At 67.5% G+C, this 22,023-nt stretch carries 21 protein-coding genes and 1 pseudogene; 9 read left to right on the top strand and 13 right to left on the bottom strand.

Translation table 11 applies throughout. From position 1 onward, the window contains the following. Both ACSC1S_RS01680 and ACSC1S_RS01685 read right to left on the bottom strand, forming a co-directional pair. The gene (locus ACSC1S_RS01680; RefSeq protein ID WP_435362885.1) at window positions 1-1,308 is read right to left on the bottom strand and encodes an extracellular solute-binding protein; all 1,308 of its coding nucleotides are present in this window, start codon (window positions 1,306-1,308) and stop codon (window positions 1-3) included. Window positions 1,309-1,647: 339 nt separating this feature from the next. Further along, a pseudogene (locus ACSC1S_RS01685) lies at window positions 1,648-3,819 on the bottom strand (glycoside hydrolase family 15 protein); the annotation flags it as partial. A 309-nt stretch (window positions 3,820-4,128) separates the two neighbouring features. Between ACSC1S_RS01685 and ACSC1S_RS01690 the strand changes: the two are divergent. Further along, the gene (locus ACSC1S_RS01690; RefSeq protein ID WP_435362886.1) at window positions 4,129-5,259 is read left to right on the top strand and encodes an ABC transporter ATP-binding protein; all 1,131 of its coding nucleotides are present in this window, start codon (window positions 4,129-4,131) and stop codon (window positions 5,257-5,259) included. A 135-nt stretch (window positions 5,260-5,394) separates the two neighbouring features. On the opposite strand, the gene ACSC1S_RS01695 is transcribed toward ACSC1S_RS01690, so the two are convergent. Beyond that, a complete protein-coding gene (locus tag ACSC1S_RS01695; RefSeq protein WP_435362887.1) occupies window positions 5,395-7,452 on the bottom strand; it encodes a DUF7997 domain-containing protein in 2,058 nt (685 codons plus the stop codon). A 294-nt stretch (window positions 7,453-7,746) separates the two neighbouring features. Next, window positions 7,747-9,063 carry an eIF2B alpha/beta/delta subunit family protein gene (locus ACSC1S_RS01700; RefSeq protein ID WP_435362888.1) on the bottom strand — a complete coding sequence of 439 codons (1,317 nt, stop codon included), beginning with the start codon at window positions 9,061-9,063 and terminating at the stop codon, window positions 7,747-7,749. An 83-nt stretch (window positions 9,064-9,146) separates the two neighbouring features. Between ACSC1S_RS01700 and ACSC1S_RS01705 the strand changes: the two genes are divergently transcribed. The 3 genes from ACSC1S_RS01705 to ACSC1S_RS01715 are packed head-to-tail and all read left to right on the top strand — an operon-like array spanning window position 9,147 to window position 11,438. Then, entirely contained in the window at window positions 9,147-9,647 is a 501-nt protein-coding gene (locus tag ACSC1S_RS01705) for a metallophosphoesterase family protein (RefSeq protein WP_435362889.1), read from the top strand. Window positions 9,648-9,703: 56 nt separating this feature from the next. After that, on the top strand, window positions 9,704-10,462 hold the full coding sequence (locus ACSC1S_RS01710; RefSeq protein ID WP_435362890.1) for a coenzyme F420-0:L-glutamate ligase: 759 nt from the start codon (window positions 9,704-9,706) through the stop codon (window positions 10,460-10,462). Further along, window positions 10,455-11,438, top strand: coding sequence for a 5,10-methylenetetrahydromethanopterin reductase (locus ACSC1S_RS01715; RefSeq protein WP_435362891.1), 984 nt, complete (start codon window positions 10,455-10,457; stop codon window positions 11,436-11,438). Before ACSC1S_RS01710 ends, ACSC1S_RS01715 begins: the two co-directional genes overlap by 8 nt. On the opposite strand, the gene ACSC1S_RS01720 is transcribed toward ACSC1S_RS01715, so the two are convergent. Further along, entirely contained in the window at window positions 11,386-11,637 is a 252-nt protein-coding gene (locus tag ACSC1S_RS01720; protein ID WP_435362892.1) for a DUF8024 family protein, read from the bottom strand. The two genes, ACSC1S_RS01715 and ACSC1S_RS01720, sit on opposite strands and share 53 nt — an antisense overlap. Before the next feature lie 72 nt (window positions 11,638-11,709). Between ACSC1S_RS01720 and ACSC1S_RS01725 the strand changes: the two genes are divergently transcribed. From ACSC1S_RS01725 to ACSC1S_RS01745, 5 genes are all read left to right on the top strand, one after another. Next, window positions 11,710-11,958 (top strand): DUF7573 domain-containing protein, encoded by a 249-nt coding sequence (locus ACSC1S_RS01725; RefSeq protein WP_435362893.1) that lies wholly within the window; start codon window positions 11,710-11,712, stop codon window positions 11,956-11,958. Between the two features lie 279 nt (window positions 11,959-12,237). Further along, on the top strand, window positions 12,238-13,230 hold the full coding sequence (locus ACSC1S_RS01730) for an AAA family ATPase (protein WP_435317082.1): 993 nt from the start codon (window positions 12,238-12,240) through the stop codon (window positions 13,228-13,230). Next, window positions 13,227-14,240, top strand: a complete 1,014-nt coding sequence (locus tag ACSC1S_RS01735; protein WP_435362894.1) for a DUF58 domain-containing protein — start codon at window positions 13,227-13,229, stop codon at window positions 14,238-14,240. The genes ACSC1S_RS01730 and ACSC1S_RS01735 overlap by 4 nt, the downstream gene beginning before the upstream one ends. Beyond that, complete coding sequence (locus tag ACSC1S_RS01740; RefSeq protein WP_435362895.1) at window positions 14,237-16,513, top strand: transglutaminase TgpA family protein; 2,277 nt, start codon at window positions 14,237-14,239, stop codon at window positions 16,511-16,513. The genes ACSC1S_RS01735 and ACSC1S_RS01740 overlap by 4 nt, the downstream gene beginning before the upstream one ends. Window positions 16,514-16,693: 180 nt before the next feature. Then, window positions 16,694-16,987: a translation initiation factor gene (locus ACSC1S_RS01745; RefSeq protein ID WP_261649976.1), complete on the top strand. Its 294-nt coding sequence runs from the start codon at window positions 16,694-16,696 to the stop codon at window positions 16,985-16,987. Between the two features lie 121 nt (window positions 16,988-17,108). On the opposite strand, the gene ACSC1S_RS01750 is transcribed toward ACSC1S_RS01745, so the two are convergent. The 8 genes from ACSC1S_RS01750 to ACSC1S_RS01785 all read right to left on the bottom strand — a co-directional run bounded on the left by ACSC1S_RS01750 (window position 17,109) and on the right by ACSC1S_RS01785 (window position 21,954). Beyond that, window positions 17,109-17,477 (bottom strand): rhodanese-like domain-containing protein, encoded by a 369-nt coding sequence (locus ACSC1S_RS01750; RefSeq protein ID WP_435317085.1) that lies wholly within the window; start codon window positions 17,475-17,477, stop codon window positions 17,109-17,111. A gap of 218 nt (window positions 17,478-17,695) precedes the next feature. Next, complete coding sequence (locus tag ACSC1S_RS01755) at window positions 17,696-19,036, bottom strand: thermonuclease family protein (protein WP_435362896.1); 1,341 nt, start codon at window positions 19,034-19,036, stop codon at window positions 17,696-17,698. Window positions 19,037-19,110: 74 nt separating this feature from the next. Beyond that, entirely contained in the window at window positions 19,111-19,647 is a 537-nt protein-coding gene (locus ACSC1S_RS01760) for an NUDIX hydrolase (protein WP_435362897.1), read from the bottom strand. Beyond that, the gene (locus tag ACSC1S_RS01765; RefSeq protein WP_435362898.1) at window positions 19,640-20,017 is read right to left on the bottom strand and encodes a hypothetical protein; all 378 of its coding nucleotides are present in this window, start codon (window positions 20,015-20,017) and stop codon (window positions 19,640-19,642) included. The genes ACSC1S_RS01760 and ACSC1S_RS01765 overlap by 8 nt, the downstream gene beginning before the upstream one ends. A gap of 62 nt (window positions 20,018-20,079) precedes the next feature. Further along, entirely contained in the window at window positions 20,080-20,493 is a 414-nt protein-coding gene (locus tag ACSC1S_RS01770; protein ID WP_435362899.1) for a DUF5809 family protein, read from the bottom strand. A 24-nt stretch (window positions 20,494-20,517) separates the two neighbouring features. Next, window positions 20,518-20,949: a DUF5810 domain-containing protein gene (locus ACSC1S_RS01775; protein ID WP_435362900.1), complete on the bottom strand. Its 432-nt coding sequence runs from the start codon at window positions 20,947-20,949 to the stop codon at window positions 20,518-20,520. 49 nt (window positions 20,950-20,998) lie between these two features. After that, window positions 20,999-21,469, bottom strand: a complete 471-nt coding sequence (gene rimI, locus ACSC1S_RS01780; protein ID WP_435362901.1) for a ribosomal protein S18-alanine N-acetyltransferase — start codon at window positions 21,467-21,469, stop codon at window positions 20,999-21,001. Then, window positions 21,466-21,954, bottom strand: coding sequence for an HPP family protein (locus ACSC1S_RS01785; protein ID WP_435362902.1), 489 nt, complete (start codon window positions 21,952-21,954; stop codon window positions 21,466-21,468). Before ACSC1S_RS01785 ends, rimI begins: the two co-directional genes overlap by 4 nt. Window positions 21,955-22,023: the final 69 nt, after the last annotated feature.

Raw genomic sequence — 22,023 nt, forward strand, 5'->3', positions numbered from 1 at the left:
CTACTCCCAGTTGGCCCGGATTTCCTTCTCTGCCTGTTCGAGGGCGGCTGCGGGCTCGGCGTCGCCGTTGAACACCTTGGTGAGTGCGGAGCCAACGGGACTCCAGACCTTGTTCATCTTCGGGTGCGTCGGCATCGGGGTCCCCATGGCGACGGACTCGGAGAAGGCGCTGACCTCGTCCGGCAGTTCGTCACTGCCTGCGAGGCTGGAGAGGACCGGGATGGCCCCCTGTTCCTTGGCGGCCTGGAGCGCGCGGTCCTCGTTCGTGACGTGCCACTCGGCGAACTGCCGGGCGGCGGCCGCGCTGGCGTCGCCGTCTTCCATGCCCTTCGAGAAGTACCACATCGTGATACCCGTGTAGGGGTTCGGCTCGCCACCCTCGGGCATCGGGAGCTTCGTGACGCCGAAGTTCACGCCCTTCTCGTTGAGCGTCGCGAGGTACCACGGACCGTTGATGGCGAAGGCGGCGTTCCCTTCCGCGAAGACGGCTGCCTGGGCCTCGTAGCCCGGGTCCTTGGGCATGTACGGCTTGAAGTTGTCGAGCGCGAAGTTGAGTCCCTTGACCGTCTCGGACTTGGTGAGCCCGAGCATCGGGTCCTTGTCGGGGTTGAAGTAGTAGCCGCCGAAGGCCTGCAGCCAGGCGCTGGCGAAGTACGGGTCGAACGGCATGCCGAGGCCGTACTGGCTGCTGCTGGGGTCGTGGTAGTCGTCCATGACGGCCCGCATGTCGGCGACGCTCTCCGGTGCCTCGTCGACGATGTCCTTGTTGTAGATGAGGGTCACCGTCTCCGCGGAGTGCGGGAGGCCGACGGTGTTCCCGTTGAACTGGACGGCCTGTGCGGCCGCGTCCGTGAACGAGTCCAGGTCGACGGAGAGCTGGTCGCTCTGGTCGGTGAGGAAGCCGCGCTGGGAGTAGTCACCGACCCAGTCGTGCGCCCACTCGAACAGCTTCGGGCCCTGTCCTGCGGGAATCGCACTGGTCGTCTTCTTCGCGAGGTCCGCGATGTCCGCACCCTTGATGGTGTGCTTGGTGTCGCTGTTGAACTGCTCGATGGCTTCCTTGCGCGCCGGGATCTCCGTGTCGGGGAGGCTGTACCAGACCTTCGCGGTTCCAGCCGGTCCCGTGGATTCGGTCGCCTCCGAGTCACCGGAGCCCGAGTCGTCGTCGCTCCCGCCGCCACCGCCGCTGTTGTCGTCGTTCGCCTGCGTCGCGGTTGATTGCTCCTGGACGCCCACGCAGCCTGCGAGCGTTCCGAGGGTCCCTGCCACACCGAGCTTTTTGAGCACTGCCCTGCGTTCCATTGACATGGTGAATATTAGATGAATTAGTCCTTCACACCTTAAATCATTCGGCTCCGTCACTATTGTTTCAACAACTCCTGTTGTTACCCCCGTGTTCTAGGACCCCCCGGTGGCGGAGATGGTGGCCCGGGCCGTCGCGAGGCCGACCGATTCGAGCGGGCCGTCGCCACTGGCCGCGACGACGGTGACCGTGTTCCGCCCCTCGGCCAGTGTGACGGTCGCGTCGAACCCGCCGTCGGAGACGGGGACTCGCGTGGTCTCGGCACCGGTCCGGATGATGACACTGGCCGCGTCGGTCGTCCCCGACACCGAGACCGTCTCCGAGTCCACGACGGATTCGGGGAAGGAGACGTCGAGTGCAGGCGCAGATGGACTCCCGCCCGCGTAGCGCGTGCGAACGAATTCGGGCGTCTCGACCGGGTCGCCCGAATCGATGCTCCAGGCCAGCCGGACGAACTGTGCCATGCTCCACGACAGGGGAGTCGCACTCCCCGTCCCTTCGCCGAACTCCCAGCCGTACTCCGTGGCGTCCTCGCGGTCCCACACCTGCTCGGGAATCATCCGGCCCTCGTTGGCGAACCGGGCCATCGTCGCGAGCAGGTTCGCTGGCGCGAGGTCCCCCGAGTCCGTGCCGGCACGGAGTTCGTACTCGGCTCGTTCGCCGGTGAAGATGGGCCACAGTCGCCCCTTCGTGTTCGGCGCGACCGACCAGGGGGCACCGGACTCGCCCTCGCCGTAGCCGTCCCCGTTGTAGCGGTACCAGGCCGGCCCGTTGGGGGTGTCGACGCGGATGGTCTCGTCGACGACCGCCAGCGAGTTCCGTATCAGGTCGTCGTCCGGGTCGACGATGCCCAGCCGGACGAGTTCGAGGAAACCGGCGTCGATGACAGCCCGTTCGTCGAGCGTCGGCCCCCCGTTTGCGAGGCCGCGGTCCGCCCCGTCGTCCGGGTCGCGGTCGTCGTTCACGCGGACGTAGTACGGCGGCTCGTGGCCGTCCGCGCCGGTCGTGGTCGCACACCACTCCGAGACGCCGTCGCGCCAGCGGTCCGCGAGACCGAGGTAGACCAGCGCGTCCGCGCGCTCGCCCTCGTCGGCGGCGAGCCGGGCGGCACACGCGAGACCCGCGATCTCGGCCGCGATAGTGCTGGGTGAGAAGCCACCCTCCTCCTCCCAGCGTTCCTGGGCCGTCTCGGGGCCGCTCTTGGCGACGTAGTCCGCGGACGCCTTGATGGACGCGTAGTCGTAGGCTGCGTCCTCGAATCCGTGACCGTGGCGTTCACGCAGCTGGTAGGCCATCACGAGCGGGAACGCGATGTTGTCGAGCTGCTCGCCGCCCCAGCGGGTGCGCCCGTCGAGGTAGGTGTTCTGCGGGAGGAAGCCCTGCTCGTCCTGTTGGACGGTCAGGAGGTACTCCGTGGCCGCGATGGCCGCGTCGGCGTGGCCCATCGCGTCGAGGGCGGTGAACGCCTGGTAGAGGTCGCGCGACCAGACGAAGTTGTAGCCGATGTCGCGGGCTTCGTCGGCGATGACGCCCTTGCCCCAGGGGACCGAGGGGGAGGCGATGCCCGCGCCGTGGAACGTCTTGTCTTCGACGGCACGCAGGGCCATCGCCGCGGTCCGGTACTGCGGTTCGAGGGTGTCGTCGCCGGCGACCGACTCGGGGATTCCAACGTCCTCGAAGAAGGACTGCCAGGAGGCACGGTAGTCCTCCCGGACCGTGTCGTAGCCACGGGCCAGTGCGCGCCGGGCCTCGGCCGTCGCGTCCTCGGCGGCCGCGTCCTGCACGAAGCCGATAGCGGCCGTGGTCTCGGTACTGCCCGACCCCAGCCGGCCGGCCAGCACGAGGTTCCCGTCGGCCGACTCGCTGGGTTCCACGGCGCGACCCTGCTCGACCAGTGCCTTCGCGGACTCGGACTCCACGTCACCCACGGTCGCCCAGTCGAAGCCGTCGGCGGCGGCGACGCTGGCGGCGACCACGTACGGGTCACCGTCCTCGTCGCGGACCGCGCCGCCCGTAGGCGCGTCCGCTGCGGCGAGGGCGTACCCATCGCCGTCTTCGAGGCGGACACCCGCGTCGCCCGAGACTGCCGAGGAGATGGCCGGGCGCGCGACGAGGTAGAGGTCGAACGCGTCGGCCGCGTCGAACGCGATGTCCAGAAGGATGGCATCGCCCGCGGGGTCGGCGGCGTACTCGACCTCGAGCGACCAGTCGCGGTCGTCGGTCGCGGCGACCTCGTGCCGGTACAGCAGGGCGTCGTCTTCGGTCGGGACGACCTGCCGGTCGACCGCCTCGTCGTCCCGCCGGTTCGCGTTGTGCGTCCGGACGACGTAGCCCTCGCCGTCGGTCACGAGGAAGTCCACGGTGCGAAAGTGCATGAGGTCGACGCGCGGGAACCGCGGCTCGGTGAGGGCACCCTCGGTCAGCGTGAACCAGACGCGCGAAGGGTCGTCGGTGGCGTGGTCCGCGACGGTCCCGAGGCCGTACTTCTCGCCGGTCGTCCAGAAGGGCGCGAGTTCGACCGGGTCGAGTTCCGGCGTCGCGGTCGCGGTCCCAGTCCCCGGGTCGGCCCCCGTGCCCGTCCCGTCGCTGGCCGTCGTTCCCGCACTGTCGCTCTGTCCGTTGCACCCGGCGAGACCGACCGTCGCGGCACTTCCGAGGCTCCCGAGCAGCGCACGTCGCGTCGGCCGTCTCCGGTCTGCGGGCCTTTCGTCACTCATTGTCGTGGTATCTGGTGGCGTGGGATGCAAAAGTGCTACGAAATTATGCATCACAGTTTTCGCTGAGAGGGCAAGAACTATACTGTGGGAAAACGACTCATGCCAATAATGGCTACAGTCACGCTGGATAACCTACGAAAGGAGTTCGACAACGGGCGCATCGTCGCCGTCGACGACGTCTCGATAGATGTCGCAGATGGCGAGTTCGTCACCGTCGTCGGCCCGTCGGGGTGCGGTAAGTCCACGACGCTTCGGATGCTCGCAGGCCTCGAAACGCCCACCTCGGGTCGCATCACGATCGCGGACGAGGACGTTACGGACGTCCACGCGCGCCGTCGCGACGTGGCGATGGTGTTCCAGAACTACGCGCTCTACCCGCACAAGACCGTCGCCCAGAACATGGGCTTCGGCCTGCGCATGAGCACCGACCTCTCGAAGGACGAGCGCCAGCAGCGCGTGCTCGAGACGGCGCAGATGATGGGCATCGAGGACCTGCTCGAAGACAAGCCGGACGAGCTCTCCGGCGGGCAGAAACAGCGCGTCGCGCTGGGCCGCGCCATCGTCCGCGAACCCGACGTGTTCCTCTTCGACGAACCGCTGTCGAACCTGGACGCGAAGCTCCGGACCTCGATGCGGACCGAGATCCAGCGCCTCCAGGCCGACCTCGACACGACCGCCATCTACGTCACCCACGACCAGGAGGAGGCGATGACGATGGGTGACCGCATCGTCATCCTGAAAGACGGCGAACTCCAGCAGGTGGGCAAGCCCAAGGAGGTGTACAACAACCCGGCGAACGAGTTCGTCGGCGGCTTCGTCGGCTCCCCGAGCATGAACTTCTTCGACGTCGAGATCGACGACACCGGTGGCAGCATCAGCCTCACGGGGCCGGACGGCTTCGACTTCCAGCTCGCCGAATCCGAGGCGGCACGCCTGCGCGACGCGGACACCGGCGACGAGGTCCGCCTCGGTATCCGCCCGGAGGACGTGTTCGTCACCGAGGGCGGCCCGAACGCCCAGACGACCACGCTCGACGTGCTCGAACCCATCGGGAGCGACAACTACCTCTACCTCGACATCGGCGACGACTTCATCGCCCGCGTCGACTCCGACATCGAGCCCGAACCCGGCGAACAGATACAGGTCACCTTCGACTCCAGCGACGTCCACCTCTTCGACATCGAGACCGGTGACTCGCTGTTCCTGCAGTCGGCCGAAGAGCGCGCCGTCACCGCCTGAGACCGGTCGACCGTCGCGTCGGCCTCGCTGTTCTCTCTCGTTTCTCCCCGGTCGAGTCACATCGCTGGCCAGCTGTTGTCTGTGAGAAACAGCACCGCGAAATCAGCTGCCGGGCCGGGTCGTCGGGCCGGGTCGTTACTGGTCCGCGACCGCGCGACGCGGCGCCAGAATGTCGTACTCGTCCATGAGCGCGACCGTCGCCAGCCGGAGCGCGTGCGGCCAGCCCAGCGGGGTCGCGCTGTCGGGTGTCCCGTCGTCGAACACCTGCTCGGGCAGATAGCTGGTGTCCATGCACAGCGGGCCGCCGGGGAGGACGAGGTCGAGCAGGTCGCGCGCCCGCTCGGCGAACTCGTCGGCGCGGTCGTCGTCGTGGTCGGCCAGCAGCGCCGCGAGGCTGGCGGCGGCGTGAGCGCCCCACGCGGTCGAGACGGACCATATCTTCTCGTCGTGTTGGTCGCGCGTTCGCCAGCCGTCGCCCTCGTACCGGATGAGGCCTTTCACGTCGTCGCTCGGCTCGCGCCAGAGGGTGTCGATGATGGTCTCGACGTGGGAGACGAGGCGGTCGAGGCGCTCGTCGTCGACCGCCTCGAGCTGGTCGTAGGTGCGGTGTGCGGCGACGACTGCCAGCGTCGCGGAGTCACACCGGCCGTCGAGGACGGCACCCTCCTCGTCGTCGGTGTACTCGCGGAGCGCGTAGATTCCCGTCTCGGGGACCCACAGGTCGTCGATTGCCTCGTACACCTCGTGGGCGCGGTCGCCCGCGTGCGCCGTGAGGTCGTCGTCGACGGGGGCGGCGGTCGCCAGCGTCGCGTAGGCTTCGAGGAACGTCGCGGCGGTGTGGGTGAACCGGCCGGTCATGTCCTCCCAGGCGTTCTGGCAGATTTCGGGGCGGCCGTCGTCCTCGAGGGTGTCGTCGAGACTGTCGAGTGCCGATTCGAGCGTCCCGGTCACGTCGGGTGCGTCCCCGTCGTCCGCGGTCGCGTCGGCGTACGCGCCGAGGAAGGCGATGACGCTCCCGGTCTGGTCGGCCTGGTAATCCACGTCGTCGCCGGCTTCGAGGCGACCGTTCGCCCACCCGGGGGCGAGGCTGCCGTCGTGGGGCCAGACGCGGTGGGGCCACGAGCCGTCGTCACGCTGGGTGTCGCGGTAGGCTGCCGCGCTCTGGTCGTGCCAGGCGTCGAGGTCGAGGTCGTACTCCGCGGCAGATTCGAGCAGGAACAGGGAGATCTCGGCGTCGTCTCGGAACCAGGTGTAGCCGTAGCCGCCGGAGTAGGCGTAGAACGGGTCGAAGTCGGGGCCGGCGATGCGCAGGCCGGTCCGACCCGAGAGGAGCGAGAGGACGCGGATGTCGGCGGCCATCGCCTCCGCGTAGGGATGGTCCCCGGGCACGGACACGTCGACCTGTTCGGCGGCGGCGTCCTCGAGCGCCGCGGCAGAGGTATAGCTCGATGCGAGGTCGTCGAGCTGGTCGAGGGCGTCGCCGCGGCTGACCTCGTCGCTGTCGGTCAGCAGCGTGGTCAGCGTCGCGGCTCCGTCTTCGACCGGGAGGAAGGCGACGAGGTTGCCGCTCAGACGGGCTTCCTCGTAGCGGCCGTTGCTGATGGGCCGGGGGAGGTCGACGGGTTCGTCGTCGAGTATCTCGCCGTACTTCGCGGCGACCTGCCCCTGTATCTCGGCGAAGCCGGTCGTGCTCCCGACGAAGTCGTGTTCGTCGGTGTGGAACACCTCGATGGCGTCGTCGTGGTGGAGCTGGCCGATGCGGGTGTCCTGCGAGTCAGGTGCGAAGCCGACGAAGGCGACGACCTCGACGGACGCCGGTTCGAGGCCATCGCAGTCGAAGTAGGTGACGTGTGCGTCCCCCAGCGTCAGGTCGAACTGCGTGACGGTCCCGAGGTGAGTGTCGTGTTCGGTGACGACCAGGCCGGTGTCGTCGTAGTACTCCTGCGAGCCGGTCTGGCAGTGGTCGAACCACACGATGTCGCCGTCGACGCGAAGCCCGAACCGCGACCGTTCCAGTCCGTTGAGACCGGTGAGAGGATAGCCGTAGTCAGAGAGAGACCCGTCAGATTCGACGTGGACCAGCCGGCCGTCACGCCCCGAGAAGTGGCCGGTCGTCGACCGGCACTCGCCCGGGAACGCCGTCGCATCGTGCCTGTGATGTTTGTAGTCGTTGAGTGCGTCCCGTAATTGCATTACATGGGGCAAGGACCCCCCGGATAATAACAGTTGGTGTAATAGTCGTTCAAAATTTCACCGGCGGGCGAGGTGACACTTGCCGGAACCCGGCGCGCCGGCATTGCATGAATTATCAGGCACAGTCGGCGCAGCAGTCGCTGTTCGTCGGTCGATTCAAATACCAGAACGGGGCCAGACCGGCTGTGCAGTGAGCGATGCCGTCCGGCGGTCCAGGCGGGTGCGCGGCGTGCCCCGGACGACCCACAGTCACAGGTAGGCCAGACCCTGCCTGCCAGACGCCGCCTGTTCGCCCTACGAATCCCGACCGGCCGGACTCTCTACCGCGTCGGCGTCGTCGTCGGCGTTCTCGTCCTCGTCCCACGTCTCCAGCGACGCGAGCTCCTCGGCGACCTCGCGGACGTCCTTGCTGTCCAGGTCCCCACGCTCGGTGACGATGGTATCGACGAGATGCGGCGGCGTCTCGTCGAACACCGGATTCGAGACCGAGATCGGTGCATCGCCATCGTAGACCGCCGACCGGCGTCCAGTCTCCAGGTTGACCGTCTCCTCCGTGCTCACCTTGTCCGTCGAGCAGACGACGTAGAGTGGTATCTCCTCGTGCGCGGCCGCGAGCGCTGCGGCTCTCGTCCCGGTCTTGTTCACGACGGTCCCGTCGGGCAGCACCGTGTCGGCACCGACCAGCACCGCGTCCACGTCCTCGGTGGCCACCGTGTGGGCGACCCCCGCGTCGGTCAGGAGCGTGACCGGATACTCGTCGACGAGCGCCTCGGCCACGGCGACGCCCTCGCCACCGGGGCGGGACTCGGCGACGAACAGCTCCATCGGGGCCCCGTCGCGGAGTGCGCCGAGGACCGTCCCCGACCGCGAGAGCGTCAGGACCGTCCGGTCGCTGATGAGTGCGCCCGCCCGGACCGCCGCGTCGGTGTCGGCCGTCACGGCCCGGTGGATGCCGTCGATGGCGTGCTGTTCCAGGCTCGCGGCCGACTGGTCCGCACTCGCCAGTGCCCGGTTCACCCGGTTCTTGAGCACGGCCATGCTCGGCCGGGCGCGGAGGAGCCGCAGGCCGAGATCGGTGAGTTCGTCCCACGCCTCGTCGTCGTCGGCTCCCTCCTGGACGAGCAGGCCGGCCCGGTCGCGGAGCACCTCCAGTGCGCGGAGCGACAGGTACGCCGCGCCGTGCTGGTCGTCGGCGGTGATGTCCCGGACCGTCGGGGCGACCCGCTGGTAGGCCGTCCAGAGCTCCGGCACCGCGTCGCGCCGGGGTATCTCGGTCGGTGACACCCACTCGTACTCGTCGTGTTCGTCGCTCAGCGTCACGTCCTGGGTCTCGCAGTCGAACAGGTACGGGTGGACCACCCAGTTCCGGTCTAGTTCCTCGTCCGTGAACCGGACCGGCGTGCCGGTTCCGATCAGCTCGACGGCCGCCTCGTCCAGCCCGGTCTCCTCTGCGATCTCGACGAGGACCTGCTCGTCCGGGGCGTCCTCGGCGAAGCCCGAGACACCGCCCCACTGCCCCGTGTACGTCCCGACCGCGTCGCTCCGTCGGAGTAGCAACACCGTGCCCTCGTTTCGCAGGAACGCGGTCACGACGTGGGTTCCGTCGCTCATGGTCGACACGACGACTGCCCGGGTCCTGAACGTTCCCCTCCGGCGCGCGGAGGTTTTTGTCGACAGGGCCCACACCTTCTGGCATGGTTCGACTGGCCATCATCAGCGACACCCACGTCCCCTCTCGCGAAGCACGCATCCCGGACTGGGTCCGCGAGACGTGCGAGCAAGCGGACCACGTGGTCCACGCGGGCGATTTCGACTCGCCCGAGGCGTACGAGACGGTCCGCGAGTTCGCGCCCGAACTCACCGCGGTCGCCGGGAACGTGGACCCGCCGTCGCTCGACCTGCCCGAGGTCGCCGTGCTCGAACTGGCAGGCGTCACCTTCGTCGTCACCCACGGGACCGGGCCGCTCGATGGCTACCGGAACCGGGTCGTCGGCGCGGTCGAACGCACTGCCGACGGCGACGCGGTCGGAATCTGTGGCCACACGCACGAGGTCATGGACGAGGCGGTCCGCGGGGTCCGGCTCCTGAACCCCGGCAGTGCGACCGGCGCAGCCCCAGCTATCGCGGTGACGATGTACGTCGCCGAGGTCGAAGACGGCGAGCTGTCGGTCGAGTTGCGGGAGGGTCCCCGGTAGGGGCACACGTTTCCAACATCGGCGGTCTTTTCTCCGGCGCTCTCACACCCCTGTGCATGGAACTACTGCCCGTACCCGACATCCCGGAGATTCGGGAAGGGGACGACATCGCCGCCATCGTGTCCGAGCGGCTCGACCTCCAGCCGGACGACGTGGTGGTGGTCGCCTCGACCATCGTCTCGAAGGCGGAGGGACGGTCCGCGGACCTTGCGGACTTCCCCGCCGGGCCGCGAGCCCGCGAAATCGCACAGAACCTCGAAGCCATCACGGGCGACGAGAAGGACCCGCGGTTCGCCCAGGCGGTCCTGGAGGAGTCGACAGAGCTGCTCATGGAAGAGCCGTTCTTGCTGACCGAGACGCGCTTCGGCCACGTCGGCGTCAACGCCGGTATCGACCGGTCGAACATCCCGGGCCACGACCTGCTCTTGCTCCCGGAGAACCCGACAGCCAGCGCCCAGCGAATCCACGACGGGCTCGAACACGAGAATCCCGTCGTCGTCACCGACACGAGCGGCCGACCGTTCCGCCACGGCCAGACCGCCGTCGCCATCGGCTGGGCGGGCATGCACGCCAGCCGGGACTGGCGCGGCGAACACGACCGCGACGGCCGCGAACTCGGTGTCACGGTCCAGTGTGTCGTCGACGAACTCGCCGCGGCGGCGAACCTGGTTGCTGGCGAGGGGGCCGGTGGCACCCCCGTGACGGTCGCCCGCGGTTGGGAGTTCGGCGACCACGAGGGCCACGATCTCGTGTTCCGCGATGTCGAGTCTGATTTCGTCCGCCAGGCGCTCCGGGGGTGGGAGTTCGATGCGTAGACTCGGTATCGAGCTCACGCCGGAGCACCCGATGGACGAGCTGCTGGCGACCGCACGGGCTGCCGAGGACGCGGGCTTCGACACGCTGTTCGCTTCCTCGCATCACTTCAACCGCGACCCGTTCGTGGTCTGTGACCGCATCGCCCGCGAGACCGACCTCGACGTGGGGCCGGGCGTCGTCAACCCCTACGAGACGCACCCGGTCTCGCTCGCCTCGCGGATGGCGACGCTCGACGAGACCACCGAGGGGAGCTCCGTCTTCGGGATCGGCGCGGGGGACAGGTCGGCCCTCTCGAACCTCGGCTACGAGCACGACCGGCCGCTCCGGCGGGTGCTGGAGTCGTTCAAGGTCGCCCAGCGACTCTGGGACGGCGAGCGCGTGGACCACGACGGCACCTTCGAGGCGACCGCCGCCGAGTTGAACTTCGACGTCGGCCACATCCCGGTGTACGTCGGGGCACAGGGACCCCACATGATTCGGATGGCCGCGAAGCACGCCGACGGCGTGTTACTCAACGGTTCGCATCCGCGGGACTTCGAGTGGGCTGCCGAGCGCGTCGAGGAAGGGCTCGCCGAGCGTCCCGACTCTCGCGGCGAGTTCGACTTCGCGGCGTTCGCCAGCGTCTCTATCGCGGAGGACGCACAGGCGGCCCGCGAGGCGGCGCGGCCGCCGGTCGCGTTCATCGCGGCCGGAGCGGCCCCGCCGGTGCTCGACCGGCACGGACTGGACCACGACGCGGTGGCGGCGGTGGGCGAGGCACTCGGCGAGGGCGAGTTCACGCAGGCGTTCGGGCGCGTCACGGAGCCGATGCTGGACGCGTTCTGTCTCGCGGGGACGCCGGACCAGGTCGGTGAGAAGATCGCCGACGTCCTCGAGTACGCCGATAGTTTCGTGGCGGGAACGCCGCTCGGGCCGGACCCGACTACTGCGCCTCGCCTTCTGGCGGCGGCGATCGAGCGAAGCTCTGGACGATAGCGCTGCCGAGGCCGCCGAGGGCGAGGACGCCGAAGCCACCGGCCGCGGCGGCGGTCAGCAGTCCACCGACGGCCAGCAGGACGAACGACAGCGGGTCACCGTTCTGGGCAACCGCGGTGAACCCCTCGATTATCTGTTCGACGTTGTAGATCGGGTCGGTCGCACTCTGCAGGACGACCCCCGGGAGTCCGCTTACCATACCTGAGCCTTCGAGCACTGGTACTTGATTCTGTCCGTTGGCATCAAGACGACCGAGACCCAATGGGGCGCTATGCCCCACGACAGGTCGCTGGACGAGTTCGGGCCGGATACGACGAGCGAGGAGCGAAGCGACGACGACGCGGCGGCCGGGTCGACGACCGAAACCGACCAGGCACCGTCGGTCTCGGATTCGTCACCGGCCGTGACGACCTACAGCTGGACTCCCGAAGGCGGTGAGTGCGCGAGCTGTGGCACCGCGACCCAGCGTCGCTGGCGTGACCAGACCGGCTTCGTTTGTGTTGACTGTAAGGAGTGGTGAATCGAGCCGGGTATCGACCGATTTATAGAACCGCCGCAAGAACCGGTCGAGCCTGCCGGTGTCTGGTGAGGGTGGGGTTGTCTCCCACAGCCAACGTTACAAGGGTGGGGCCGCTAGTGTCATCAAATCCCACTGCAGTGAATGGTCGGATGGGGCCAGGTTACCGGATGCGTACTACGTTACCACAACGAACAAAAAACATATGCGGGTGACCAACGCACCGCACAACAACGGCCCTCCACCGTTCACTGTCGACCAGACTGGTCGGTTTATCCACCTATGACGGATGCAAACACCCCAGACGCTGCGCCGCAGACGAGCCGCCCTGAAACCAACCTCGACGCACTTCCGATAGACGAGGCGGCACAGGTGAGCCGCGACGTCATCGCGAACGTCGAGAACGTCATCGTCGGCCATCACGACGAGATCGAGCACGTCGTGACGACCGTGCTCGCCCGTGGCCATGTACTCCTCGAAGACGTCCCCGGCGTCGGCAAGACGATGCTGGCACGGGCGATTGCGGCATCCATCGACTGTTCGTTCAAGCGCGTCCAGTTCACCCCGGACCTGCTCCCTTCCGACATCACCGGTGTGAACGTGTTCAACCAGAAGACCCGCGAGTTCGACTTCCAGGAAGGTCCCGTGTTCGCCAACATGGTGCTGGGCGACGAGATCAACCGCGCCCCGCCGAAGACACAGTCCGCACTGCTGGAAGCCATGGAGGAGGAGCAGGTCACCATCGACGGGACGACCCGCAAACTCCCCCAGCCGTTCACGGTCATCGCGACCCAGAACTCCGTCGAGCCGAACCGGACCTACGAACTCCCGCTCGCCGAGGTCGACCGCTTCATGAAGAAACTCCACCTGGGCTACCCGAACCAGGAGGAGGAGTCCGAGATGCTCGCCCGCGTCGTCGGTCACCACCCCATCGAAACCCTCGAACCGGTCACCGACATCGAGACCATCCGCCGGGCCCGCGAGACGGTCGCGGCCGTGACGGTCAAACAGGCCGTCCGCGACTACGGCACCCGCCTCTCCCAGTACACGCGTGAACACGCCAAACTCGGCGTCTCGCCCCGTGGGACCATCGCCCTCTTCCGGGCGGCACAGGCCCGTGCCGTCCTCGAAGGGCGTGACTACGTCATCCCCGAGGACGTGCAGGTCGAGGCACCGCGCGTGCTGAGCCACCGGATCCGGCTCGAAGCAAGTGGCCCCCGCGACCAGGGTGTCCAGGTCGTCGAGGAGGCCCTGGAGAACGTCCGAGTCGAATGATACTCACGAGACGTGGTATCGGGGCGGTCGTGCTCGTCGTCGTCACGAGCGTGATGGCGGTCAGGTTCGGGTCGCGCCAGCTCGGGGCTATCATCATCCCCGTGGTGGTCGCCCTGCTCGGGGCCGGCATCCAGCTCTACATGACCGGGCGGCCCGAGGTCCGTCGCAAGCTCCCCGACGAAGGCTACATCGGCGAGATGAAAGAGGTCGGGCTGGAGTTCAACCTCTCCTCGCCGGTCGGTGCCCGCGTGGTCGACGACATCCCCGCCGGCCTTCGCGCGGTCGGGAACGAGTTCGACACGACCATCGGCAGCAACGAACTGACCTACGAGATAGAGTACCTCTTCCGTGGCCACCACGAGCTCGGTCCGCTCTCGGTGACAGTCCGGGACGTGCTCGGGCTCACCGAACGAACCTACACCTACAGCATGCACGACACCGTCCTCGTCTACCCGCGGGTCTACACCCTCACCGGGGCGACCCGCCACGACCTCAACCTCCTCCCCGAGGGGTCGCCGGAGCACAACCGCGAGGAGTTCGACAGCCTCCGCGAGTACGCCCGCGGTGACTCTCTCCGGGACGTTCACTGGAAATCAAGCGCCAAGCGCCCGGCGGACGACCTCGTCGTCAAGGAGTTCATCGCCGAAGACGACCTCGGTGACGTGAAGATCGCGGCCGAGGCCGCCGACGGCTGGGACGACGAGATGGCCGAAGCTGCGGCCAGTATCGCCCTGTACCTGCTCGACGCCGGTATCGCGGTGGGGCTGGCCGCCCCGAACGGTGACCTGCCCGTCGGTACCGGGGCGGACCAGCGCGAGGCGATACTGCACAACCTCGCGACCGTCGGGCCCGGCCAGGTCCCCGAAAGCTACCGGGAGGAGGCCGACATCGTCATCGTCGCCAGCGAGAACACCGGTGTCAGCGTCGAGATGCAGAACGGGACGGTCCCGTTCGACTCGTTCGTCGGGAGCTCGACGACTGCCGCCACCATCTCGGAGGCCACAGCATGAGCACTGGAACCGGCTCCGCGGCCAGTACCGCCGCGGCGACGGCCCAGGACGAGGTGAACTGGTATCGACTGTTCGCCCTGGGCGGGCTCGCCGTCCTGACCGCGACGTGGGTGACGGTCCTCTACAAGCTCACGCAGGTCGTCGGCGGCTCGTTCGGCCTGCTGTTCGCGGTCACCCTCTGTATCGCGCTCGCGGCGGTCCTCTCCCGGGTCATCTCCGAACGGGTCGCCGGCGTGCTGACGGGGACGCTCCTCGTCGGAAGCTACCTGTTCTACATCCTCTCGACGCCCGATGGCCTCCAGATCCTGCTGCAGGCCTGGGACAAGATACTGGCGGACACCATCGCCTTGCTCACCGGGCTCACCATCCTCCGGCTGAAGGAGGCGAACCTGTGGATACTCGGGTTCGCACCTGCGCCCGTGTTCTTCTCGTGGTTCCTGGCGTTCCGCCGCCGCTACGTCTGGGCGGCGGTCACCGGGGGCCTCGCGTTCCTCATCCTCATCCTCACCGGCGACGCCGCGACCTACCTCGGCAACCAGGGCTGGTTGCTCCGTGGCATGCTGTTCGGCGGGACGCTCGGTGGCATCGCGATGGTCGGTTTCGGCGAACTCGAGCGGCGAGGCGGCTCCATCCTGCAGGCGGACGTGCTCGTCGTGCTGTTCACGCTGATGCTCATCGCGTCGGCCATCCAGCTCCCGTTCGCCGGCGAAGCCCTGCGACTGTACGACACGGGACCGACGACGGTCGAGGGGAGCCTCACCGAGGCTCCCGGCGAGTCGACCATCCTCGGCTCCATCGAACTCTCGCCCGAGGTGCGATTCACCACCCAGATGGACGAGCCACAGTACATGCGCGTCGGCGCGTACGACCGGTTCACCGGCGGGAAGTGGATACGAACCGGGCAGTCACAGCCGTACTCCGGCGAGCTCGATGGGCCACCGGGCGAGACCGAGCGCGTGAGTCAGCTCGTGACCATCAAGTCCGACCTGAACGTCATGCCAGCGGCGAACCAGCCGGTCCGGGTCGACGGACAGGTGCGCGATTTCACCCAGGTCACCGAACTGGGCAGCCTGCGCTCGTCAGTCCGGTTCCAGCCCAACGACACCTACCGCGTCATCAGCGAGGTGCCGACGGCCGGCCCCGCGACGCTGCGGACCGCCGGCACCGACTACCCCGACGAGGTAACCTCGCGCTACCTTGCGGACAGCAACCAGCCAGACTTCTCCACCGAGTTCGAGCAGCGGACCCAGGCGATCGTCGACGACGCGGACGCCGAGAACCCCTACGAGACCGCGGTCGCCATCGAGAACTGGCTGGAAGCGAACAAGGAGTACTCGCTCGAGGTAAACCGCCCACAGGGTAACATCGCCGAGAACTTCCTGCTCAACATGGACCGCGGCTACTGCGTCTACTACGCCACCACGATGACGATGATGCTCCGGGCACAGGACATCCCGGCGCGGTACGTCGTCGGCTACACGCCGGGCCAGCAGGTCGACGAGAACGAGTGGGTCATGCGCGGCCTGAACTCGCACGCGTGGGTCGAGGTGTACTTCCCCGAGGTGGGCTGGGTCAAGTTCGACCCGACCCCGGCAGGTCCGCGCGAGGACGCCGAGTACGAGCGCGTCACCGACGCACGTCAGGACGGCGAACCGAACGTCGACACCGGCGACAGCGAGGACCAGCCGCTCACGACGACGCCGGAACCGACCACGACCACGAACGGGACGTTCAACGGCTCGAACCAGACGCGGACGTTCCGGACGCCGAACATCGGTCAGACGACGCCCCAGGGTGACGGGCAGTTCAACGGTACCTTCCCGAGCGCGACCACCGGTGGTGGCGGGAGCGGCGGCTTCGACGGTTTCACCGACGGCCAGCGCCGGTTGCTCGCGTTCGGTTTCGTCGCCATGGTCGGGCTCGTCGCGAGCGCCCACCGGGCAGGGGTCACCGACGCGGTCCAGCGCGAGGCCAAGATGCGCTGGCAGGGTGCGAGGCGCGCGCCCGACACCGACGTGGTCCGGGCCGTCGAACGGCTCGAACTCCTGCTGGAGCGCAAGTACCGGCCGCGGCGCGCGAAGGAATCACCCAGACGGTACATCTCCGGGCTCTCGGTTTCGGGACTCGACGCCAGGGCCGAACGCGTCGGCGAACTCCACGAGAAGGCGGTGTACGGCCCCGGCGTGAGTCGGGCCGAGGCGGACGAGGCGGTCGAACTGGTCGACGCGATCGTCCGCTCCCAGACGCCGCTACTCCGTCGATTCGCCGGATAGCGCTTCGATGGCTCGACCGCGCTTCGGCGCGGGCGTGGTCGCCCTATTAATACCGGTCGTCGCAGAGACTTCCAACAGTTGTCGTATTACCGAAGACGGCTGAAATCACCGTTGCGGTTCCATTCGTTGCACGCACACCCGATAGTGTTTAATAGGGCGATTTCGTACATGCGCAGTGTAATGTCGGAAGTCTGCTCGACGTGTGGATTGCCCGAGGAACTCTGCGTCTGCGAGGACGTTGCTAAGGGTGATACTGAACTCACAATCCGCATTGACGAGCGCAGATACGGTAAGGAAGTAACGGTCATCGAAGGGTTCGGTTCGAAAGACGTCGACCTCGACAGTCTTTCGTCCGACCTCAAATCGAAGTTCGCCTGCGGTGGGACGGTCGAAGACGACCACATCGAACTGCAGGGCAACCACTCGGGCCGCATCGAGGATTTCCTCCGCGACCGCGGATTCAACGTCGCCTGAATCCACGCGTCACCGTGTCTTTTCGTATTTGCTGCGAGCGATAGCGCCGTCTGTGTGAGCCGGCCCGTGGACTCCCGTCGTCGAGTCTTCGGCTCGGCCGAGCACAGGGTGTCGCCCCGGCTTAGAAGGGTGCGTCGGTCGCGTTCTCGTCGGTGTCACCGTCGTCCGAACTGCCGTTCCCTTCCTCGAACTCCCACTCCCACGCTTCCAGTCCACCGGCCATGCTCTCGACGGTCCCGTCGAAGCCTTCGTAGGAGCCGATGAGGCGCGCAGCCTGCACGCTGGCTTGCCCGTGCGGGCAGACCGTGACCACGTGGTCACAGCCCTCGAACCGCTCGACGTCCTTCGCGAGCCGCTGGAAGGGGAGGTTCGTCGAGCCGGGGATGTGTGCCCGCTGGTAGTTCAGTTCGTTGCGGATGTCGACAACACAGACGTCACTGTCCGTATCGAGGAGTTCCTTGACCTCGTCGGGCTGGATCTCGCCGTCCATCGTTGGCGGTAGTTGACCAGCACGCCGGTTAAGCGTGCTGGACACGGAACCGTCGTGAGACAGCGGGCTCCCGGGGTTCAAATACGAAGCCGCGGCCAGCATCGTCGATGCTGTGAGTCTCGTCCGCTGTCGAACGAGGCTGGTGTCCGGTGCACCGGCAGTGGGTTCCGGCGCGGTGCACCGGCTGTTCGCTATCCGATGCCAGCGACTGCGTTGACCTAGCTGTACGAGCCGAACAGCGGGAACGACGAGTCGACGTTCGCCGTCGTGATGAGGCTGCTGTCGCCGCGGCCCTTGCCGGCGTTGTTCTGGTCGTCGAACACCTGGTCGTCGTTGAGCCGGAGGTCCGTGCCGAGGTCGGCCGCGAGCGCGTCGAGGTTCGACCGGGCGGAACTCGACGCGAGCGCGCTGCCCAGCAACACGACAGCGCCGCCGTTCGAGACGAACGTCGAGAGTGCGTCGACCTCGCCGGTGGTGAACGCCTGCGGCGGGTTCGTGATGAGGATCGCGCGAGCCGTCGAGAGCGCGTTGTCGCCGACGCCGTCGAGGGTGTTCACCTGCTCGAACGCGATGTCCTGGCCCTCCAGATAGCGCTGGTAGTGGACCGCGTCCTCGTTCGAGAGCGCGTGCTCGGCGTTGAACTGGCCGTGGCCACCGTCGATGAGGAGCTGGCCGGACGTCGAGGAGAGGTAGTCGACGAGGTTGGTGAGGAACACCTCGTGCTGGCCGGTCTGCTGGTCCTCGTAGGCCTCGTTGATGGAGAGGCCACCGACCATGGCGACACTCGCAGACTCGTCAACGCCGACGAGCGGAATCTGGTCGTAGCTGACGCCACCGGAGAGCTGCTGGTAGGCCGTCGACTCGGCGAACACCGGGACGCGGCTCGGGTCGATGGCACCAGTGTCGGTCCGCACCGACGAGACCTTCGGGAAGAACAGTTCGGAGACGGGGTCGTCGTCGACCTCGCTCGTGTTCGCGGGGTCGCTCTGGGCCCAGACCCCCGCTCCGGCGGCCTGTGCGTCGTGTTCGGCCTGCCAGAAGTCGTCGTGCTTCGTCAGGCTGGAGCCGTACACCCGGGCGTAGCCCTGCTCGATGAGGTCGCGGTTGTACAGCGTGTACGTCCCGTCGCCGTCGGGGTCGTACCGGATGTACGCCAGCAGGCGCCCGTAGGGGTCGACCTCGTCTTCAGCCTCGTCGACAGCGATCTGCACGGCTGTGCCGTCGGGGAAGACGTTCTGTGCGTAGTCCTTGGCGTTCTCGCCCCACGTGGTGAGGTGCTTGTCGTCCTCGATACCCTCCCACTCGGGGACGGACTCGTACTTGCCGTTACGTTTCGTCTCGGGTGTGTCGACACCCAGGACGCGAATCTCGTACTCGGTCCCGTCGCTGTCGAGCGTGACGTCGACGGTGTCGCCGTCGGTCACGTCGGTGACGGTGGCGTCGTACCACGTCCCCGGTTCGAGCTGGCTGTCGGCAGCCATCGCCGGGTCGGCGGCCGCGAGGCCGAGTGCACTGATACCGCTCGCTGCAAGCCCTCGAAGTACGTCTCGTCGGTGCATCCAGCTATCGCTGCTCACGGACCCTCATTAAAATTTACTACTGGTAATCAGTATCAGTAAACAGTTCTCCAGCGCTACAGCAGGCCGTCTTCTTTGGCCAGCAACAGCCCTTCGATGGTCGCGTCGTTCGTCGGTTGCTCCCGTGCGCGGTCGATGGCGTCCTCGATGGGGACCGTACGGATGGTGATGAACTCGTTGCTGTCGAGGTCACGCTCGCAGGGTTCCAGCCCTTCGGCGAAGACGATACCACGGCGGTGGCGAAGCACGCCGGTCGAACACCAGTACTCCTGCAGGAGTGAGACGCCTGCCGGGTCGTAGCCGGTCTCCTCGCGGAGTTCGCGTGCCCCGGCCGTGGTGAACGATTCGCCGGACTCGACGATTCCCGCGGGGAGCTCCAGGTGGGTCTCGCGGATGGTCGGGCGGTACTGCTCGACGAAGAGGATATCCTCGCCGGTGGTCGCGACGACCACGACCGCCGCGGGTAACTCGGCCCAGTAGTAGTCCTTCTCGCTGCCGTCGGGCTGTTCGACGCGGTCGTACCCACCGGTGTACCAGCCGGTCTCGTACTCGGTGACCGACTCCAGGACGGGCCACTCCTCGTGCTCAGACATCAGGTGACTGTGTGATCGCCAGGCGGTAAATCGTACCGTTTCGCTGGACGTAGACGGTGTCGCCGTCCACGGCGTCGCCATTCCACGTCCTGAGTGCGGAGAACTCGTCGAACGGGGAGTTACTGAACGCCTCCTTCACCCCGAACGGTCCCCTGTAGTACGCACTCGACCGACCGTCGTCGAGTGCACCGAAGACGTACTCGTACCGTCGCTCGGACAGGTTCGACGCCTCGACTGCGGCGTGGTCGGTGTCGACCTCGGTCGCGGTCACGTAGTACGGGTCGCCGCTCTGGAGCAGGGACGGCAGTGCACCCAGCGCGAGGAGGAGGACGACGACCCCGACCAGGACCAGCAGGTAGCGCTGTCGCATGGTCGGTCGTTAGAACGGGTGCAGTAAGGGGGTTTCGTCGGCGGACTCGTCGCGAGTCGTCCTCAGAGCCGTTCCTGATAGATCCGCCCGAGCGCCTGTCTGCGGAGGGTGCCAACGGCGGCGTCCTCCTCGTTCTGGAAGGTCGCGGCGACGGCTTCGCCGGCGAAGGGGGCGGCGTGCCAGGCGACGTTGTCGACGTTCTCGCTCCCGGTTTCGGTGACCTCGCCATCGAAGTCGGCGCGCCAGTCCTCGTACTCCTCGCGCGTGCCGACGTGGACCGCGAGTTCGGCGGCGAACAGCACGTCCCGCGCGGTCTCGACCACGTCGCTGTCCACGCGCTCGGCGTACTCCTCGCGGTCGAACGACATCGCCTTCGTGACCTCTCTGACCACGAGCTGTGCCGTCGGGCCAGCGGACTCGTACGCCTCGCGGGCGGCGGCTTCCGTCTCGGGCGTCAGGGTGCCCTCGGTGTGCATGGTCGAACTCGTGTGCCCCGGCGGTTACTCGTTTTCGGTGTCGGCCGAGTCATCCTCGTCGTCGTTCTCATCCTCCTCCTCGTCGGACTCGTGCATCTGCCGGGTGAGCTCGCGGGCCTCCTGTAACACGTCGGCCTGGTCGCTGGTGAGGTCGCCGCGGCCGCCGGCACCATGCCCGACCTGCTCCGCCACGGCGTCTTCGAACCGGTCGTGGCCGTGGTCGTGGTCGTGCTGATGCGTCGTGTCGTCGAACACGCCATCGAACTCGGCTTCCTCGACGTGTTCGGTCACGACCGGGCCGAGTTCGGCCGGGTTCGAGGACTCCCAGTCGGGGGCGTGGTCGTCGAGCCAGTCCTCGTGCTCGTCGCTGTGGAGCATCGCGGTGAACGCGAGGTGGTTCGCGAGGTGCTCCGCGTCGGCGTGTGGGACCTCACACACTGGACAGGCGTATCCCATGCTCGTCAGGAAGAGAGCGATGCGTAAAACGAGAACGATGACTCGCCGCTCAGAGTTCCTTGACCATCACGAGCGCGGCCTCGCCGTCGTCGTAGTACCGCGGGACCTTCCGGAGGGGCTCGAACCCGAAGTCACGATACAGGTTCTTCGCGGGTGCGTTGGTCTCGCGCACCTCCAGCTTCACCGACCCGGCACCCTGGGTCACGATCGTGGCGATGGCGCGACCGAGTAGCTGCCGACCGATGCCTCGGCCGCGGCGTTTCGGGTGGACCGCGAGGTCCTTGATGTGGCCGATACCGCGGCCGTGGTTCGGGATGCAGTCGGCGACGACGTAGCCGGTCACCTTCTGGCCCTCGGTGGCGACGAGGAAGCCGGGCGTGTCGAGGAAGCGCTGGAAGGCGTCGAAGGGCCACGGCTGCGGGAACGACGATTTCTCGATGCGGTAAACGGCGAGCAGGTCGGCCTGTTCGGCCGGCCTGATGGTCACGTCGTTCGTCGGGTTCGGGGCCGTGGTCGTCACGGTGGGTAGGTTCGCCCCCTGTGCCTATCAATCACATGGGTCACGAGACGGAAGGTCAGGTATAGCAGAGTGACGGCGGCGACGACCACGCCGACGGCCTGCACGGTTCCAAGGAGCCCCAGCGAGAGGATGAGCGTCGTCGCACAGGCGGGTGGGTGGACGGTCCCGGTCGCGCGCATCCCCGCCGTCGTTCCGGCGACGGCGAGCGCACCGGCGGCCGCGAGGCGTGCCGAGGCCGGTGCGAAGGGCGCGAACTGTGCGGTCGCGACGAGCCCCGGCGCGACGAACTCGTTTGCGGTGAAGCCCACGACCGCGCCGATTGCGTGGCCACCGACGATTCTGCGTGGCCCGGGGTCCTCGGTCGTCGCGAGCACGAACGCGGTCGGGCCCAGGCTCGGGAAGACGAACGGCAGGCCAGTCACCCAGGCGACGACGCCACAGACGGTGAACAGGCCGCCGGCGACGAGGCTCTCGCGGTGGTCCATCGGGATGGACTCCTCACTGGAGGGGTTTCAGCGCGTCGAAGAAAAGATTCGAAATCGAGTGTGTCGAGC

It is taken from the genome of Haloarchaeobius pelagicus (assembly GCF_051207375.1).
Lineage (GTDB): Archaea > Halobacteriota > Halobacteria > Halobacteriales > Natrialbaceae > Haloarchaeobius.